Raw genomic sequence first — 19,520 nt, forward strand, 5'->3', positions numbered from 1 at the left:
CTCTAAATTTACTTTTAGGTGATATATTCAAATATTGTATTAAATTTAATTGTTTTTGTTGTTGCAGGCATAAAGCCATATAGGTTCACATAGAAGCGCTTAGCATAATAAAATCAATAAAAGAGTAACCCAGTCATAATGATAAAAGGCATTAAATCGTTTCTCACCTTGGTCGTTCTTACCCTTAGTTGCAGCTTTCCAAGCGTGGCTGACGATCTTGTCCAACGTTTATTTAATATCAAAGATGGCCTGGTTAATTACACTATCAATGACATTGCATTTGATGATTATGGCTATGTTTGGCTGGCAACTGAGCAGGGAGTATTTCGTGTTAGCGATACTGTTACCCGCCGCATTGATCAACCTGATAGTGATAATGCATTAGCTGCAGAAAACATTCATCTTATCGCTAAGGTGACTTCTCAGCGCCTTCTAGTCGCTTCTGGCACATCGCTTTACCTCTACGATATTAAACTCAATCGTTTTTCAGATGACATTATTGCCGGCCTCATAACTAGTGATGATTCTATTGTTGACGAAACACGTCTAGATAATGGTAACTTAATTCTGCTTACCCGTTTAGGTCAGGTGCTTGAGTTTGATGTGAATTCATTGTCAATCTCAGCGCTAACAGCCCAAGAATTGGATAAGACATTGCAATGGAATAGTGTTAATCAGCTAAGTGATGGCCGCTATATTTACTCATCCGCCTATGAAGTTGTGATAAAAAATGCCTGGGGCGAATTGATAAAACAAGTTAAGCGACCTATAGATAATATGTTGATTAAAAAGCTATTTGTAGATGCTGAACAGCGTATTTGGATCTTAAGTAACAAAGGCTTATATGAGCTAACCCTTCAAAGCTATCGGATGACTGCTACCACTGCGCTTCCTTTTGATATTCGTGGCGCGGTTGAAGGTAGTCGTGGTCATTTGTGGCTTTATACCAGAAGTGGGCTATTTTCATGGGATAAGCAATCATCGAAGGCAATTTCATATAAAGAGGAATTAAAAAATGATGCTGACGTTGATTATATCGACGATATGGCTGTTGATGACGATGGTTTAATTTGGCTTGGCGGCGCAGGCGAAGGTTTAGCGTTACTGGCAATAGCTCCTGAATTTTTATTGGAAAGTTTCACTCGTTCATCAACTTATCAAATTGAAGATGACATGATTTGGAGTATTTATGCCGAGCAAGATAAAGTTTGGCTCGGCGGTGATGGTGGCTTGACCATTGTTGATAAATTAACCAAGACTTCAAAATATCTTATCCCTGCAGGCTTTGAAGCGAGAGATTCAATTTACGGCGTTAATGAGCTTGATAATCAGCATATTGTGGTAACAACAACCAGTGGACTGTTTGTCATTAATAAACAAACTGATCAGCAAGTTGATTTTAGCCATTTTGCTGCATCAAGTGACTCGCTAAAAGGTAAATTGTTATTTAACTCCTATGCAGACCCACTGTTTAGCGGCAGGGTTTGGTGGGGAGCAGATAATGATGTTTATTATTGGCAGCCAGGGTTAGACAATATCGTCACTGTGTCACCGACAGAGCATATTCTTCTATCCCACTCAGTGAACATTCGAAGTTTTTTCCGTGAAAATCATGATCGTCTGTGGATCGGTGGCGCAGGTCTATTTGGCTATATAGATAGCAATAATAATGTCACTTCATTAAACGCAGCGTTAGGCATTAACCACAAGGATATTATGATTACTAATATCCACCAAGTTGATAATACAACCCTGTGGTTAGGGACTCGCCAAAATGGGGTCATTGTTTTTGACACCCAAACCCATGAGATTTCATCCATGAGTGACTATTGGCATGTTGATTGCCCGACGATTTACTTTATCGAGCAAACTGAAAAAGATCATTTGGTTGGCTGCAGCTCTTCGGTCATTAGACAAAATAAACAGACAAAAGCCATTGATGTATTTTTTACTAGCGATGGATTTATTGGTAATGAGTTTAATGAGTCAGCAGCTTATTATGACCCTAATGCAGGCTTATATATTGGCGGCCCTAATGGGGCGATGTTAGTTGATATTGATAAGCTTGCACCTCGAGTAAGTAATGATGCTATCGCCCTTGAGTCCATTGCGATTTACTATGAGGACAATACAGAGTATCACTTGATACCTGAATCCTTTAACTTAGTGCGCCCTGGGGCTAACTTAATCAGTTTTCAAATAACCACTTTCGACTACGTGAATGAAACGCCAATCAGCTTAAAGTACCGTTTGCTTCATGAGCATAATAGCTTAGATAGCCAGTATATTTATCTGCAAGGCCAAACTCAGATTAATATTGCTGACTTAAAAGCGGGTGAATATACCCTAGAGCTATTGCATAAACAGCATGGGGTGTGGGCAAGCAGTCCGTTTCAATTTAGTTTTAAGGTTGAACAATTTTGGTGGGCGTCACAGTGGTTTAAAGCCTTAGTGCTTTTTGCCATTCTTTTTGGGGTATTTACCTCTTTATGGCTTCGTAAAAAACAAATAAACCGTGTTATTGGTATTAATCAGGCATTAAGGGAAAGTGAAGACAAATTACGTCAATCACTGCGCGGTAGCGATTCAGATTTATGGGAGTGGCAAGCTAGCACTAACCAAATCCAATTTGATAATAAATCGGGTCTGTTGGGTGAGAGAAGAAAGTTATCTTATCTCGTGCCTGATATACCGATTGTTGCCGCCGATAAAGATAACCTCCAGCAGCAATGGCGAGCTTTGTTAAAGGGCGATAAAGAAACCATTGATGTAGAATTTAGGTATCACCGTGGTGAAGAGGCTATTGGTTGGCTGCGCATCAGAGGCCGCGCAGTTACCCGCAATCAGACTACAGGGCAATTAGAGCAAGTTGCCGGTATTTATACTGAGGTGTCTGAGCAACGTGAGCTTCAAAATGAAATTGATTTGTTTGCCAAGGCATTTGAAAACACCTCAGAAGGCATGTTAATTCTTGATAGTCGCAAGCGGGTGAAATTACTAAATACCGCAGCTGCAACTATCTTTACCAGCAAGCATGAAGCACTTGATGGAAGGGGGTTTGAGTCATTATTGTATGTGGATCATGGCTCCAAAAATATCGATGATTTATTGCAAAATAGCCGCTCATGGAATGGCGAGTTAAGCTTTAAACGGGGGAATAATGAACATTTTCCTGTTTGGGCTAATATCTCTAAAATGTCTGATAAGCGCGATATCTCACAGCACTATGTGGTGGTGTTTTCAGATATTACCCAGCGAAAACAATACGAGTCTAATTTACGGCACTTAGCCAATAATGACGTGCTTACAGGCCTTGCTAATCGAGCGATGTTTACTCGTCAGTTACAACAGATTATTGAGCAAGCTAGCCACACTAATGAAAAGTTAGCATTATTGTTTTTGGATTTAGATCGCTTTAAGCACGTCAATGACTCTTATGGTCATAGCATGGGGGATGCTTTACTCGTTGAAGCGGCTAAACGCTTAAAAAATAGTGTTGGTGATGATCATCTGGTTTGCCGTTTTGGTGGTGATGAGTTTGTCATATTGGTTCGAAATGCTGATTCTATTGATCAGATAAATTTGATTGCTGAGCAAATTTTACAAAGGTTTGCTACGCCGTTTAAATTATTTGGCCGTGAGTTTTTTGTTTCAACCAGTATTGGTATCAGCATGTGGCCTGAAGATAGCCAAGATTCTGAAACCTTAATTAAAAATGCTGATTTAGCCATGTATCACGCCAAAGAAGAAGGCCGAGGTAACTTTCAATATTACTCTGCTGAGCGCAATGCTGAAGCGCAATATCATTTGAAAATTGAAGCTGACTTACGTAGCGCCATCGAAAATAACGACTTTGAGCTTTATTACCAACCTCAGGTAGACATACTCCAAGGTGATAAATTTGTAGGGATGGAAGCGCTGCTCCGCTGGCGTCACCCTATCGAGGGCTTTATTCGGCCAGATATCTTTATCAAGGTGGCTGAATCTTGTGGATTAATTATTGATATAGATCGCTGGGTGCTGCGCCAAGCCTGTATCGATGGTGCAAGATGGCATGCCCTTTACGACCAGCCTTTTCAGCTGTCAGTCAATGTGTCTGCAGTGCAGTTTAGACAAGTTGATTTTATTGAGAATTTAAAAGCGACCTTAGCCGATACTGGTATGCCGGCAAAGTGCCTTGCTATGGAAATTACCGAAGGGGTGTTGATGAAAGAGCTGCAGGTGGCAAGATCGCATTTAACCCAGCTTAAGCAGCTTGGTATTGAGGTGGCCATCGATGATTTTGGCACCGGTTATTCATCACTGGCGTATTTAAGAAGCTTTGAGGTGAATACCTTAAAAATCGATCGCTCCTTCTTAATTGATATTGCTACTAATGAAGCTGATCAAGCCATTGTGAGCAGTATTATTGAACTGGCAAGAAACCTAAAATTACAGGTGGTCGCAGAAGGGATAGAGTCTCACGCACAAATGGAGCAAGTTTTTAGCCGAGGTTGTTATATCATCCAAGGGTATTTCTTTGCCAAACCTATGCCAAAGGCTGAGCTGGATAAGTTTATCGGGATTGGGAAAAAGCTGTAATAAAGCGAAGTTCGCATGGTTAACAGTAAGTTATAAAGGTTTTATTCATGTGAGTTTTCTCTGTTAGAATGACGCGGTAGATCATGATTAAAGATAGGATGCTTTATATGGGCCGTAAGATTGCACTGCTGTTACTACTCAGTTTATTTTCACACAACTTAATGGCTAAAGAACGCCAGTCAGTGGGATTAGTATTAAGTGGTGGCGGCGCAAAAGGCGCGGCGCATATTGGGGTGCTTAAGGTGTTAGAGCAGCATCGCATTCCGGTTGATTATATTACTGGTACCAGTATCGGCTCCTACGTCGGCGGCATGTATGCCTTAGGTTATAGCGCCGCAGAAATCGAACACATTATGCTTAACTCCCCTTGGGCTGATGGCTACTCAGATACCATTCCTCGAGAAGTACTTACTTACCGCGATAAACAACACCGCGACAAATTTAATATCCCCATTAACGTAGGTTATAAAGATGGCGGCTTAGCCGTCCCCAGTGGCTTATTACTTGGCCAAACCATGTCGCAACTATTACGTTCATCAACTGATGTGGTAGAGCAATTTGGCGATTTTGATGATCTAGCTATTCCTTATCGCGCTGTGGCAACTGATCTAGTTACTAGTCATGCAGTGGTATTAGCTCAAGGCAGTATCGTTAAAGCCATGCAAGCCTCTGCAACGGTACCCGGGGCATTACAACCGGCTGAAATAGACGGCAAGCTACTGGTTGATGGTGGCATCTCAAATAACATGCCTGTCGATGTCATTAAAGCCATGGGCGCAGATGTGGTCATTGCCATTGATATTGGCTCACCATTGGCCAGCAAAGAGCAACTTAATGGCACGATTGCGGTGTTGGAGCAGCTTTCAACCATTTTGACCAAAGCCACCACAGAGCATCAAAAAACATTATTAACCGATGATGATGTGCTGATCCGTCCTGCGATTGATGACATGAGCACCACTGACTTTGATATCATGCCTGACGCATTAGCTGCCGGCACAGTGGCGGGCGAAGCAGCGCTGCCAATGTTGACACATTTAAGTGTCAGCGCTGAAGAATATCAGGCCTATCAAGACAATAAACAACGCGCCAAATTACTACTAGTTAATCAAGTTAACCGCCCAGTGATTAAGATTGTATTTGATAATCAATCTAGAGTGAGTGAAAGCCTGTTAGATGAAGAGTTAGCTCTTAAAAAAGGCACAGTGATCACCAAAGAAGCCTTAGACGAGGGCATAAAACGGCTTTATTCCCTTAATAAGTTTCAGCGTGTTGATGCCGAGTTTGAAGACACAGAAGCTGGACGCATATTAACAGTGACCACCCATGCCAAATCCTGGGGGCCAAATTATTTTGACGCCGGTTTTAACTGGGAAGATGACTTTACCTTAGATTCAGCCATTACCCTTAGTCTGGCTTATACCATGGGTGAGCTGACTGATAATGGCGGTGAGTGGCGTAACGAAGTTCAGTTAGGTTACGACAAGCGAGTTAGCTCAGAATTTTATCAGCCATTAGACAGAGACCAAGACTTCTACATTCGTTCTAAATACGAATTTGAGATCAAAAACTGGGATTATTATGATGATAACAACCGAGTCTTTGAGCTTAAAAACACCCTAAATCAATTGGCATTTGGAGTGGGTTATAACTATTCCCACGCTGGATTAATTGAGATTGGCGCAGTGGGTGAAATTGGTGATTTAAGTAATAAAGCCGTTTCTGCCCAAGATCTTGAATATGGCTCTTATGGCGGCTATTTTTCCTTTAGTTTTGACACCTTAAATAGCATTAGTTTCCCTACAGAAGGGCAGCGGTTAACGTTTACGGCCTCGGTAAGAAATGAAGATTATAAAGGCGCGGTTATTAATGACTCTGATGAACTATCTTGGCAGTTTGAAGCGGATTGGAAAGGGGCGCTTAAGCTAGGTAACCATGCCATTGTAGGTAAAGTCGCTTTAGCCACCGTTGATGTGGACCGTGATTTTACTTTACATGTTGCAGAGCTCGGTGGCTTTTTAAATCTGTCCGGTTTTCATAAAGGCGCATTGGCAGGTGCCCATAAAGCCTTTGGCGCCTTGATTTATCAATATGATTTAGGCCGAGATGTGTTACTCAGTGATGTGCCGTTATACATAGGTACTAGCTTTGAAGCGGGTAATGTGTGGACTAATCGTGATGCAGTGGACTTTGATGACCTTATCTATGCAGGTAGCTTATATTTAGGCACTGATACCAGCTGGGGTCCTGCCGCACTTGGCTTTGGTTTGACAGATACTGGCGAGCAATCGTTTTACTTATTTTTAGGTAAAAACTTTTAATTGTTCAGTTTGAATAAAAAAAGCTGCCGTATCTTTAGATAAGGCAGCTTTTTTTATGGCAGATGTTAGCAAGACACTACTACTAGATATTTTCAATCAATGATTTAAGCTGACCTAAATGTGCTAGCTGGTGGTGAGCCACTTGCCAGCGAGACTGACCGGCGAATTCAGTCGCAGGGATTGCCACCGTTTGCATGCTTGCCGCTCTTGCTGCGATCAGGCCATTAAATGAGTCTTCAATAGCTAAGCACGTTGCAGGCTCAACGCCTAAGGCCGTGGCACAATTTACATAAACCTCAGGGTGGGGTTTGCCATATTGCAGCTTTTCGGCAGAGGCTATGGCCTCAAAATAATCCCTAATAGCCAGTTTATTCATTACTGCAGCAATTAAGTCACTGGACGATGAGGTAGCTAAGCCAATTTTTAGCCCTTGCTGCTGACAAGCTTGTAATGCTGCCACTACCCCCTGCATCGGCTTGCCTTCAGTTTCAATAAAGTGAATAACCCCATCAATAATTTGTTGGGAAACCGCTTGATTATCATACTCAGGCCAAGGGTATTTTTGATACCAATAGTGGACCAGAAGATCAATTCTCATGCCGGTGGTTTTTTCGGCATCAGCAAGAGTGATAGGCACACCCAATTGACTTAATACTGCCACCTCGACTCGTTGCCAAGCGGGCTCGGTATCAATAATGACCCCATCCATATCAAAAATAACCGCGTTAATTTTTATCAATGTCATAATAGTCCTGTTTACTGTTTTGAATATCTAAGCAATAGGGTTGAATAAGTATGTTGGTGGGTGCAAGTGATTAATATTAGCCAAATAACTATGCCTAACAGTCAAAATAATTGCAAAAAAATAGCGACAATTTGCTGAAGTAGACTCGGTTAAGTTTAAATTGTATGTATTACTTAATATATTGAATTAAATCATTTTTTATAATGTTTTAAACTATCGTCTAATTTTATTTGTTTAAAGTGAGCTGTAAATTAGCCATCGAACTCAAAATTCAGATAGATTTCGCCTCCGATAGAGTGTGATCTAATTCATACTTTTGCAAACCTGTAGTATACTACGGGTCGGATTTCAAGCCCGAACCTGTGGAATGGTCATTCTCTATATTGAATGACGTTCAGTTTCGCTGTTAGGCGCAATAACAAAGAGGAATGTTGCCGTGCTAGAAGCATATCGTAAACACGTCGCAGAACGTGCTGCAGAGGGTGTTGTCCCTAAGCCATTAGATGCACAACAAGTGGCTGAATTAGTGAAGTTAGTTGAGACGCCGCCTGCTGGTGAAGAGGCCGTGATTCTTGACTTATTAGAGAATCGTATTCCCCCAGGTGTTGATGAAGCTGCCTACGTAAAAGCAGCATTCTTAGATGCAGTGGCTCAAGGCACTGTATCGTCACCCATCCTTTCAGCTGAGCGTGCTACCGAGCTATTAGGTACCATGCAGGGCGGTTACAACATTGAACCGCTTATCGCTCAATTAGATAATGATGCACTTGCGCCAATCGCGGTTACTGCGTTATCAAACACCTTATTGATGTTTGATGCCTACCACGACGTGGTAGAAAAAATGCAAAAAGGTAATGCTTTTGCTAAGCAAGTTGTTGAGTCTTGGGCCGAAGCAGAATGGTTCTTAAACCGTCCTAAATTAGCTGAAAAGATCACCTTGACCGTATTTAAAGTATCAGGCGAGACAAACACAGATGACTTGTCTCCGGCTCCTGATGCATGGTCTCGTCCAGACATCCCATTACATGCTTTAGCGATGCTGAAAAATGCCCGTGACGGTATTGTACCTGATGTTGCTGGCACTGTTGGTCCAGTTAAAGAAATCGAAGCCCTTAAAGGCAAAGGTTACCCGCTTGTTTATGTGGGTGATGTTGTTGGTACCGGCTCTTCACGTAAATCAGCGACTAACTCAGTACTATGGTTCATGGGCGATGATATCCCTTATGCGCCAAACAAGCGTGCAGGTGGTTTCTGCTTAGGTGGTAAAATTGCCCCTATCTTTTTCAACACCATGGAAGATGCAGGCGCGCTACCAATCGAGCTTAACGTAGACAAGATGAACATGGGCGATGTTATCGACATCTATCCATACGAAGGCGTCGTTAAGCGTAACGGTAGCGATGAAGTTATCTCTACGTTCGAGCTAAAAACCGAGGTACTGCTTGATGAAGTACGTGCTGGTGGCCGTATTCCATTGATCATTGGCCGCGGGTTAACTGACCGTGCCCGTGAAACATTAGGCCTTGCGGCTTCTGAAGTGTTTGTTCGCCCACAAGATGTGGTTGCAACCAATAAAGGCTTTACGCTGGCACAAAAAATGGTTGGTAAAGCATGTGGTGTTAAAGGTATTCGCCCAGGTCAATACTGCGAACCTAAAATGACTTCAGTTGGTTCACAAGACACCACAGGCCCAATGACCCGTGACGAACTGAAAGATTTAGCATGTTTAGGCTTTAGCGCCGATTTAACCATGCAGTCTTTCTGCCACACTGCGGCTTATCCTAAACCTATTGATGTGAACACTCACCACACCTTACCTGATTTCATCATGAATCGTGGCGGTGTTGCACTGCGTCCAGGTGACGGGGTTATTCACTCTTGGTTAAACCGTATGTTACTACCTGATACCGTTGGTACTGGTGGTGATTCACATACCCGTTTCCCAATCGGTATTTCATTCCCAGCCGGTTCTGGCCTAGTAGCATTTGCTGCTGCAACAGGTGTTATGCCTCTTGATATGCCTGAATCAATTTTGGTGCGCTTTAAAGGTGAAATGCAACCAGGTATCACCTTACGTGACCTAGTTCATTCTATCCCGCTTAAAGCCATTGAAATGGGTCTGTTAACGGTAGAGAAGAAAGGCAAAATTAACGCTTTCTCTGGCCGCGTATTAGAAATTGAAGGTCTTGAGCAACTTAAAGTTGAACAAGCATTCGAATTATCTGATGCATCAGCAGAACGAAGTGCTGCAGGTTGTACGATTAAGCTAGATAAAGAGCCAATCATTGAATACCTAAACTCTAACATCGTGATGTTGAAGTGGATGATTTCTGAAGGTTATGGTGACCGCCGTACCATCGAGCGTCGTATTACAGCGATGCAAGAGTGGTTAGCAAACCCAGAGCTAATGGAAGCAGATGCAGATGCTGAATATGCTGAAATTATTGAAATCGATTTGAACGATATCAAAGAGCCAATTCTTTGTGCGCCAAACGATCCAGATGATGCGGTATTACTATCATCAGTTGCAGAAACAAAAATTGACGAAGTGTTTGTTGGTTCTTGTATGACTAACATTGGTCATTTCCGCGCAACCGGTAAAATGCTAGAGAAGTTTGCCACGACCTTGCCGACTCGCTTATGGATTGCACCGCCAACTAAGATGGATAAAGACCAGTTAACTGAAGAAGGTTACTACGCGATCTTTGGCCGTGTTGGTGCGCGTATCGAAATCCCAGGTTGTTCACTGTGTATGGGTAACCAAGCACGTGTTGCTGAAGGTGCGACCGTTGTTTCAACGTCAACGCGTAACTTCCCTAACCGTTTAGGTACAGGTGCAAATGTGTACTTAGCTTCAGCTGAGTTAGCAGCAGTAGCGGCATTGTTAGGCCGTCTACCGTCTCCTGCTGAGTACCAAGAATACGCGAAAGAGTTAGATGCAACTGCAGCTGATACTTACCGTTACTTGAACTTTGATCAAATTGATTCTTACACTAAGAAAGCTGACAGCGTGATTTTTCAAGCTGCAGTGTAATCTTTAAAAAGTAACAATCGATATAAAAAATGCCAGCGATTAAGCTGGCATTTTTGTGTCTTGGAATTGGGATTTTGAGCGGATAGCCATTACTTTTTGATGACTAAAAATGCCCAAACCAAGTTTGGAAATACCAAACTAAGAGTATTTGATATTCATATCAATCAAGGGTTCACGTGAACCTTTTTCGGCACGAAGTCGTGCTAAATACCGTTCCCAGATTTCCACTTGTTGATTACCCAGTTCAAATAAAATCTTCCACGAAAACAAGCCGGTATCATGACCATCATCAAAAATGATTTTTACTGCATAATTGCCTACAGGCTCAATGGCAGTGATATTGACGTTTTTCTTGTGGGTGACCAAAATTGGATTGCCGTGGCGCTGCACTTCAGCTGAAGGGGAGTGAACACGTAGCATTTCGCAGCTGATATTAAACACTTCACCGCTTTCAAAGCTCACTTCAAGTAACTTAGATTTACGCTTTAATTTAAGATTGGTTACAACGGGGCTATTGGCTTGCTGGTTCATGGCATTGCTCTCTTTAAAATACTGTCAGCAACGTTAAGATACTCTTGGCTGGCAATGATAGACAATAAAAAAGGTGATAGTCCATTGTGGCACTATTCACCTTTAATTTCCTAATATCTGTGAGGCTAAATTAGTAATAGATCACAGCTAGGTTGAGATAAGCTTAAGTAATCACTACAAAATGAAGCGGCTTAAGTCTTCATCTTCTACTAGGGCATCTAAGTGATCATTGACATAGTCGGCATCAATTACAAAGGTGCTACCTGATTTTTCTGAAGCGTCATATGAAATCTCTTCCATCAGCTTTTCCATCACAGTATGCAGGCGACGAGCACCGATGTTTTCAGTGGTCTCGTTCACTTGCCAAGCGGCTTTAGCAATGCGTTCAATACCACATTCACTAAATTCAACTTTAACGCCTTCAGTCCCCATTAACGCCACATATTGCTCGGTTAATGATGCATGTGGCTCAGTTAGAATACGTTTAAAGTCATCAGCGGTGAGTGCACTTAGCTCAACACGGATTGGTAAACGACCTTGAAGCTCAGGGATTAAATCCGATGGCTTAGACATCTGGAATGCACCTGAGGCGATAAACAAGATGTGGTCGGTTTTGACCATGCCGTGTTTAGTGGTCACAGTACAACCTTCGATTAATGGCAGTAAGTCACGTTGTACCCCTTCACGTGATACGTCAGGGCCTGAGCTTTCGCCGCGCTTACAAATCTTGTCGATTTCATCTAAAAATACGATACCGTTTTGCTCTACCAAGTCGATAGCTTGCTCTTTCATGTCTTCTTGATTGACAAGTTTTGCAGCTTCTTCTTCGATAAGCAGCTTGAAGGCTTCTTTAATTTTAACCTTTTTACGGTTTTCTTTAGTTTGCCCCATGTTTTGGAACATACTTTGAAGCTGATTAGTCATCTCTTCCATGCCTGGAGGTGACATGATCTCAACACCCACTTGCGGCGCGGCTAAGTCGATATCAATTTCTTTATCGTCTAGCTGGCCTTCACGTAATTTCTTACGGAAGATTTGACGGGTATTTGAATCATCTTTCTTTTCAGTATCCCAGTCTTCTTTTGGCTTAGGCAATAGGGCATCAAGAATGCGCTCTTCTGCAAGCTCTTCAGCGCGATGACGGCCTTTTTTCATTTGCTGTTCGCGGGTCATTTTCACGGCTGAGTCAGTTAAATCACGGATGATTTGCTCAACTTCTTTACCGACATAACCCACTTCAGTGAATTTAGTGGCTTCTACTTTAATGAAAGGCGCATTAGCTAGTTTTGCTAAGCGGCGGGCAATTTCAGTTTTACCGACACCGGTTGGGCCAATCATTAAAATATTCTTTGGCGTCACTTCTTGGCGAAATGAGGCTTCAAGCTGCATGCGTCTCCAACGGTTACGAAGCGCAACGGCTACAGAACGTTTAGCATTTTTTTGACCAATGATGTGCGAGTCTAGCTCATGGACAATCTCGCGTGGGGTCATTTCAGACATAGATAATTCCTTACGTGCTAATTTAGTAGTCGATTTGCTCAACGGTTTTATGTTGGTTGGTGAATACACATATATCACCGGCAATCGTTAATGATTTTTCTGCAATGTCACGGGCACTTAAATCGGTATTTTGTAATAAGGCTAGCGCAGAAGCGTGGGCATAGTTGCCACCAGAACCAATTGCAATTAGGTCATGCTCAGGCTGAACCACATCGCCGTTACCGGTAATGATTAATGATTCTTTGGTGTCGGCGACAATAAGCATGGCTTCAAGGTTGCGGAGCATTTTGTCGGTGCGCCAATCTTTGGCGAGTTCAACGGCTGATTTTAATAAATGGCCTTGATGCATTTCGAGCTTGGTTTCAAAACGCTCAAAAAGAGTAAATGCATCGGCTGTGCCGCCAGCAAAACCTGCGATAACTTTATTTTGGTATAAGCGACGCACCTTACGTGCATTGCCTTTCATGACGGTATTGCCAAGGGATACTTGGCCATCACCTGCGATGACAACTTGATTATTGCGGCGAACGGAAACGATAGTAGTCACGGTAAATCCTCTTAACGACTGCAGCGTAAAATAGTCTGCTGCTGGTTGATAAACTAGATATGGGGGTGGTTAATAGAAATTCAAGGGAATAAAAAAGACGCTAACAATGTTAGCGTCTTTTTTGAGTTGTTTATAAGTTCTTGGCTACTGAGGCTGAACTCTCACTTCGCTAAGTTTAGTATTCCCATAGCCAAATTTGGCAGCCATTAATGCTAGCACGCTGCAATTTATGTCTGGCACGCTCTGCGGCACGTTTTGACTCAAATGGCCCTAAGATCACTTTATGCCACACGCCAGTCGTGCCTTGGGTCGCTCTCACTTGGGCTTCTAGACCTTGAAAGGCAATCACGGCTTTCATTTCTTCAGCCTGAGCAAGCTTTCTAAATGAGGCGCATTGCATTTGGTAAGGGCCTTGAGACTTCATCGCACCTTCTGGCACTTCAATATCAATACTTTTATTTTCTAGCTCTTCCAAATAAGTCCACTGCTCCGTTGGCTTTGGCGGCAGGGCATTAGGGTCTTTTTTCGCAGGTTTTGGCGTTGGCTTTTCAACCACTTGGCTTGCTGGTGCTGACTCAGGCGTAGCATCATCAGAACTACCACTGATAAACCACAAGAAATAACCAAAACCGCCTAACAGTAAAATGACCACCAAGGTCGGCAAATAAGGAATAGAGCGCTTTTGCTGAGCTGCGCCTCTCTTTTTAGATGCCGAACGTTTTTTGGGACTAGGCTTTTTATTAGCGTAATCTCGGCTCATTTACATACGCTCTAAGGTTTCGATGCCTAACAGCGACAAACCGGTTTTTAAGGTTTTTGAAGTTAACTGCGCCAATAATAAACGGCTTTGTTTTTGCGCTTCAGTTTCAGCGGCAAGCACAGGGCAAGCTTCATAAAAACTTGAGAATTCACTGGCTAGCTCATAAACATAGGCACACATAACATGTGGCAAGCCTTTTTCTGTCATGCGAGTTAATACTTCGCCAAACTGAGCAAGCTTAGTGCCGAGTTGCTTTTCTTTATCGTGTTCAAGCACGATTTTAGCCTGACTTAAGTCAACATCTGCTGCACGTTTAAAGATGCCTGCAACACGGGTGTAAGCATAAAGTAGGTACGGAGCGGTATTACCTTCAAAGCTGAGCATTTGCTCAAAGCTAAAGATATAATCGCTGGCGCGGTTTTTTGAAAGGTCAGCATATTTAACTGAGCTAATACCCACAACGCGAGCCACTTCAAGGAGTGTCTCTTCGTCCATATCAGGGTTTTTGCTACGCACTAATTCAACGGCGCGAGTGTTTGCTTCATCGAGTAAATCGACTAACTTAACGACGCCACCACTACGGGTTTTAAATGGACGACCATCAGGGCCATTCATGGTGCCGAAACCTGTGTGCTCTAGCGATAAACCTTCACGGACGAAACCGGCAGTTTTAGCCAGTTTGAATACTTGTTGGAAATGCAGTGCTTGGCGCAAGTCGACAAAGTACAGGGCGCGATCGGCTTTTAATACATTTGAGCGGTAACGCATTGCCGCTAAATCAGAGGTGGCATATAAATAACCGCCATCTGCTTTTTGAATAATAACCGGTAGAGGCTCGCCTTCTTTGGTGCGAAACTCTTCTTGGAATACCACTTTAGCGCCATTACTTTCGCTTAATAATCCTTTAGCTGCTAAGTCTGTAACCACTTGGGCTAAATCATCGTTGTAAGCACTTTCGCCATGAACATCTTCACGGGTTAAGGTCACCCCAAGGCGTTTATATACCTCATGACAATGGGCTAACGAAATATCATTAAATTCACGCCACAGTTTGTTGCAGTATTCATCACCTGATTGCAGTGATACAACTAAGTTACGGGCGCGGGTAGCAAAGTCGCTTGATTCATCAAAACGTACTTTTGCTTCACGGTAGAAAGTTTCTAAATCAGATAGCTCAAGATCAGCTTGTTCGCCATGAGCTGCGCGAAGCTCTTCCATATATGCCAGTAACATGCCGAACTGAGTGCCCCAGTCACCCACATGGTTTTGACGAATGACCTTATGGCCTAAAAATTCTAGTGCGCGTACTACACTGTCACCAATAATGGTTGAACGTAGATGACCTACGTGCATTTCTTTGGCAAGGTTTGGTGATGAGTAATCAACTACAATGGTTTGTGATTCAGGTAAGGTGATCCCTAAATGCTCACTGTTTAATGCATCTTGCAGTTGATTCGCTAAGGCATTTTCATCAATAAAGAAGTTGATGAAACCAGGGCCTGCAATTTCAACTTTAGCCACATGGCTAGATGCCGGTAGGTTGTCGATGATTAGCTGAGCGATATCGCGCGGGTTCTTTTTAGCAACTTTGGTTAGCATCATCGCTAAGTTAGTGGCTAAATCACCATGAGTTTTATCTTTAGTGCGCTCAACTTGAATGCGAGCCTGAAAATCAGCTGGGACAATGCCTTGTTGCTTAAAAGAGTCGACGGTTTGTTCTAGTAAAGATGCAATATGTGATTTCATGGGCGTTTATCAGCACTAACTTAAAGTAAAAGACAGGAGTAACCGACTATTTTAGCCGCTTTTGATACTCGAATGCTATCTCGATAGTGTTTTTATTCGAGATTTTTTTTAAATTTCAGCAAAGCGAATTTTATCGCAGAATAAGCCAAGCTGATTACATTAAATCTTGCGGGTCGCGGTCAATGCTCCAACGGCATTTTTTACTTTCAGGCAATGCCTCAATGGTTGGCAATACTTGCTCAAAAACCTGTTGTAATCGTTGTCTATTTTTAGCTTGGAATAATAACTGGCGGCGGTATTTGCCCGCTTTACGATCCAATGGAGCAGGCATTGGGCCAATGACTTCAAACTCTTTATCTTGGGGTAATAAGCTGGCCACCTGATTGAGAAAGCTATCGGCATCTTCTGCTAAATGGGCATCGGCTCTAAGCAGCACCATGTGCCAAGCGGGTGGTAACAGGGCTTGTTGGCGCTCAAGTAATTGCCCGCGGGCAAACTTACCATAACCGTGCTGCAGTAAATCCCTTAATATGGGGTTATCACTTTGATGGGTTTGTAGTAATACTTTACCGGGCTTATCAGCACGGCCGGCGCGGCCTGAAACCTGGGTATAAAGCTGCGCAAAGCGCTCTGGGGCTCGAAAGTCAGCGCTGAATAAAGCGCCATCGACATCCATTAATCCCACTAAAGTCACATCTGGAAAATGATGCCCTTTAGCTAGCATTTGGGTGCCCACTAAAATTTTATATTCACCTTTTAAAATGCCGTTGAGCTGTTTTTCTAATGAGCCTTTTCTGCGGGTGGTGTCACGATCGATCCTCACTACCGGATATTGGGGAAACTCTTGTGCTAAGGCTTGTGCCAATTGCTCTGTGCCGGTGCCATGGCCCATTAACATGGTGCTGCCGCACTCATGGCATTGATGAGGAATAGCATATTGATTGCCACAATGGTGACAGCAGATTTCATTTAAACCTTGATGAACAGTAAAAAAGGCATCGCAGCGATCGCATTCATGCAAATGTCCGCACTCATGACAAAGTAGGGCTGGCGAAAAGCCACGGCGGTTTAGAAATAGTAATACTTGGTTGCCCGCATCTAGGTGCATACGCATTTCATTGATCATTGAGGCGCTCATGCCGGCCTTAAGCGGATGGGAGCGAATATCGATAATTCCTTGCTTCACTTTTTGGGCTGCACCTGCGCGTTCGCCGAGTTCTAAGTGGGCATAACGGCCTGAAATGGCATTCTGTAGCGATTCTAGCGATGGCGTTGCCGAACCTAAAATCACTTGAATATCTTCTAAGTGGCCGCGCATAACAGCTAAATCGCGGGCGTGATAACGCACCCCTTCTTGCTGCTTAAAGCTGCTGTCATGTTCTTCATCAAGAATGATAAGCCCCGGATATGCCATTGGGGTAAATAATGCCGAGCGAGTGCCGATAATAATCGCGGCTTCACCGCTACGGGCCTGACGCCAAGCCTCTAAACGCTGGTTGTCAGTTAATGCGGAGTGAATAACGGCAATATTGACATCAAATCGGCGCTTAAAGCGGTTAATGGTTTGCGGTGTTAAGCCTATTTCAGGCACCAAAATCAGCGCTTGTTTACCTTGCTTTAGGATAGTTTCTAATACTGACAAATAGACTTCGGTTTTACCAGATCCAGTAATGCCCTCTAATAAACTGCAATGAAACCCTTGCTGCTGATTAAGGATAGATACTGCCACTGCTTGCTGTTTATTAAGTTTAAGTGGGGTTTCTGTCATGACCAATTGTTGACACCAGCTTAAGTCGGCGGCATTGGTGATGTGTTGGCGCTCAACCCAGCCTTTATCTTCAAGGGCTTTTAAGGCCACTTTACTGAGCTCTTGGGTGGTAAATTCATCTTGGCTGATGGCCGACTGCTGCAGTAATTCGAATAATTTCTTTTGTGCTGGCGCTCTTTTGAGCACGCTGATATCGACTTGCTTGCCTTGCTCGTTTAACGCAAATACAGTCACAGTCTGCGGTTGAGCACTTGACCCTTTACGCAGGGCAACCGGTAAGGCTTGGCTGAGCATTTGCCCTTGGCTGGCAAAGTAATATCTTGCCGCCCAAAGTGTTAATTTGTACAAACTTTCAGGCAGTAACGGTTTATCATCCAGCAGTTCAGTGATAGCTTTAATCTTGTTTGCTGGCACGTCGCAGTCATCTTTAATGGCAGTAATAAGCCCAATTAGTTGCTGTCGACCAAAAGGCACTTTTACCCGCAGTCCAAGCTTTATTTGTGCTACGTTGGCTTCAGGGATTTGGTAACTAAAGGTTTGCCGCATGGGAACGGGCAATGCAACCTCAACAAACACAGGCATAAGTCATCATCATTCAGAATTGTGAAGCTCTAGTTTACTCCAGCTAGACCGTAAATAAATAGGATAAGAGAAAATTGATGTTAAAAGGATTATTTAGCAAACATACCCTAGCACTGTCTGTGTTTTTATTTTCGTTTAGTGCCCAAGCAGCGCTGAGTCATATCAGTATCAATAGCCGCCATTTTAAGCTAGATCAGCATCCGCAATTAAAGCTTAATATTGTGGCCGCTAACGATGATCTTTCACGGCTGAGTTTTCACTTACGTCAAACCGTTGGAGCAAATGAGGTTGTTGAGGAGTTAATGCTGCAACCTGTGAGTCGCTTTATGCTCTATGCCATAGGTCTTGATGATGTCAGTGACCCTAATGCTAAGCTGATTGTCAGTGAATATAAGGGCAATAGCTGGCAGCAGTATGCGGTATTGTCGGTATTTGATGCCCCTTACATAAAGCAAAATGGTCGCAGTGATATTAAAATCGATGCCGCTAAAGCACTCAAAAAAGTCCCGTTAGCTGCAACACCAGCCGAAAAGGATCCTATTATTGTAACGGTGAGTAATAACAGTAATAACAGTCAAGCTTGTATGGTTGAGCGTAATAACACTGAGACCTTATGGGGGATTGCGTCACGTTATGCTACATCGTGGAATACCCATGTTTATGGGGCGATGTTAGCGCTTTATGAGGCCAATCCTCAGGCGTTTTCTCAGCAGAAAATTTACTTAATCAAACAAGATGTGCCATTGCGATGCCCGACAAAAGTTCAGTTGAATCAATATATAACAAAGGCTGATGCGAAGCTTGAATTTGAGTCGATAGAAGCTAAACACCGTAGCCAATAAATAGCACTTGTTTGGTCTGGACACATACTGTACTATTGCGCGCCTAAAACACTATTGTTATTAACGCATGTGGTGCTCAACTTCGGGTTGGGAGAGCGACGTGGCCTCTATTAAAAGGTAATCCAAATGAAAACAGGTATCCACCCAGACTACGCTGAAATTACTGCAACTTGTACTTGTGGTAACATCATTAAAGTAAATTCAACTGCTGGTAAAAACTTGCACTTGGACGTATGTGGCGCATGTCACCCATTCTACACTGGTACTCAGAAAGTTGTAGACACTGGTGGTCGTATCGACAAATTCAACAAGCGCTTTGGTGCACTTGGTAAAAAATAATTGCTCTTGCAATTATTTTAAGAAAAAGACGCTTCGGCGTCTTTTTTTGTAGCTGTCACTTTTTACACAAATTTATTTTCAGCTGAATAAAGTTTTTGGTTATAAATTATATAAACTCAACTGAGACAATAATATTGTTATTTAGACAAACTTTTGACAAGTTTAAGTAGCATTTTACGGTTTTTATTAGCAAATCTTGTTATTTTTCTACATTTTTAAGTCCT

At 42.9% G+C, this 19,520-nt stretch carries 12 protein-coding genes; 5 read left to right on the forward strand and 7 right to left on the reverse strand.

Annotated elements, in window-relative coordinates; translation table 11 throughout:
* The first annotated feature begins 138 nt into the window (after nucleotides 1-138).
* Both Q4533_RS06560 and Q4533_RS06565 read left to right on the forward strand, forming a co-directional pair.
* Nucleotides 139-4,581 carry an EAL domain-containing protein gene (locus Q4533_RS06560; RefSeq protein WP_303502430.1) on the forward strand — a complete coding sequence of 1,481 codons (4,443 nt, stop codon included), beginning with the start codon at nucleotides 139-141 and terminating at the stop codon, nucleotides 4,579-4,581.
* 107 nt (nucleotides 4,582-4,688) lie between these two features.
* A complete protein-coding gene (locus tag Q4533_RS06565; protein ID WP_102440027.1) occupies nucleotides 4,689-6,902 on the forward strand; it encodes a patatin-like phospholipase family protein in 2,214 nt (737 codons plus the stop codon).
* Nucleotides 6,903-6,984: 82 nt separating this feature from the next.
* On the opposite strand, the gene hxpB is transcribed toward Q4533_RS06565, so the two are convergent.
* Nucleotides 6,985-7,647, reverse strand: coding sequence for a hexitol phosphatase HxpB (gene hxpB, locus Q4533_RS06570; RefSeq protein ID WP_102440026.1), 663 nt, complete (start codon nucleotides 7,645-7,647; stop codon nucleotides 6,985-6,987).
* 436 nt (nucleotides 7,648-8,083) lie between these two features.
* Here hxpB and acnB point away from each other — a divergent pair, with 436 nt between their 5' ends.
* Nucleotides 8,084-10,681, forward strand: a complete 2,598-nt coding sequence (acnB, locus tag Q4533_RS06575; protein ID WP_102475445.1) for a bifunctional aconitate hydratase 2/2-methylisocitrate dehydratase — start codon at nucleotides 8,084-8,086, stop codon at nucleotides 10,679-10,681.
* A gap of 138 nt (nucleotides 10,682-10,819) precedes the next feature.
* On the opposite strand, the gene Q4533_RS06580 is transcribed toward acnB, so the two are convergent.
* The 6 genes from Q4533_RS06580 to priA form a co-directional block, all read right to left on the reverse strand.
* Nucleotides 10,820-11,212, reverse strand: coding sequence for a gamma-butyrobetaine hydroxylase-like domain-containing protein (locus Q4533_RS06580; protein ID WP_076538497.1), 393 nt, complete (start codon nucleotides 11,210-11,212; stop codon nucleotides 10,820-10,822).
* A 174-nt stretch (nucleotides 11,213-11,386) separates the two neighbouring features.
* On the reverse strand, nucleotides 11,387-12,712 hold the full coding sequence (gene hslU / locus Q4533_RS06585) for an ATP-dependent protease ATPase subunit HslU (RefSeq protein ID WP_102440020.1): 1,326 nt from the start codon (nucleotides 12,710-12,712) through the stop codon (nucleotides 11,387-11,389).
* Nucleotides 12,713-12,734: 22 nt separating this feature from the next.
* A complete protein-coding gene (hslV, locus tag Q4533_RS06590) occupies nucleotides 12,735-13,259 on the reverse strand; it encodes an ATP-dependent protease subunit HslV (protein ID WP_076538501.1) in 525 nt (174 codons plus the stop codon).
* Between the two features lie 175 nt (nucleotides 13,260-13,434).
* Nucleotides 13,435-14,019, reverse strand: coding sequence for an SPOR domain-containing protein (locus Q4533_RS06595; protein ID WP_102440019.1), 585 nt, complete (start codon nucleotides 14,017-14,019; stop codon nucleotides 13,435-13,437).
* A complete protein-coding gene (gene argS, locus Q4533_RS06600) occupies nucleotides 14,020-15,765 on the reverse strand; it encodes an arginine--tRNA ligase (protein ID WP_102440018.1) in 1,746 nt (581 codons plus the stop codon).
* Between the two features lie 154 nt (nucleotides 15,766-15,919).
* A complete protein-coding gene (gene priA / locus Q4533_RS06605) occupies nucleotides 15,920-18,115 on the reverse strand; it encodes a primosomal protein N' (protein ID WP_303502432.1) in 2,196 nt (731 codons plus the stop codon).
* 77 nt (nucleotides 18,116-18,192) lie between these two features.
* On the opposite strand from priA, the gene Q4533_RS06610 reads away from it, so the two are divergent.
* Together Q4533_RS06610 and rpmE are read left to right on the forward strand one after the other, a co-directional pair.
* Nucleotides 18,193-18,957: a FimV/HubP family polar landmark protein gene (locus tag Q4533_RS06610; RefSeq protein ID WP_303502434.1), complete on the forward strand. Its 765-nt coding sequence runs from the start codon at nucleotides 18,193-18,195 to the stop codon at nucleotides 18,955-18,957.
* A 126-nt stretch (nucleotides 18,958-19,083) separates the two neighbouring features.
* Nucleotides 19,084-19,296, forward strand: a complete 213-nt coding sequence (rpmE, locus tag Q4533_RS06615; protein WP_076538513.1) for a 50S ribosomal protein L31 — start codon at nucleotides 19,084-19,086, stop codon at nucleotides 19,294-19,296.
* The last annotated feature ends 224 nt before the right edge of the window (nucleotides 19,297-19,520 follow it).

The sequence above is a fragment of the Shewanella sp. 6_MG-2023 genome (genome assembly GCF_030547195.1).
In the GTDB taxonomy this organism is placed as follows: domain Bacteria; phylum Pseudomonadota; class Gammaproteobacteria; order Enterobacterales; family Shewanellaceae; genus Shewanella.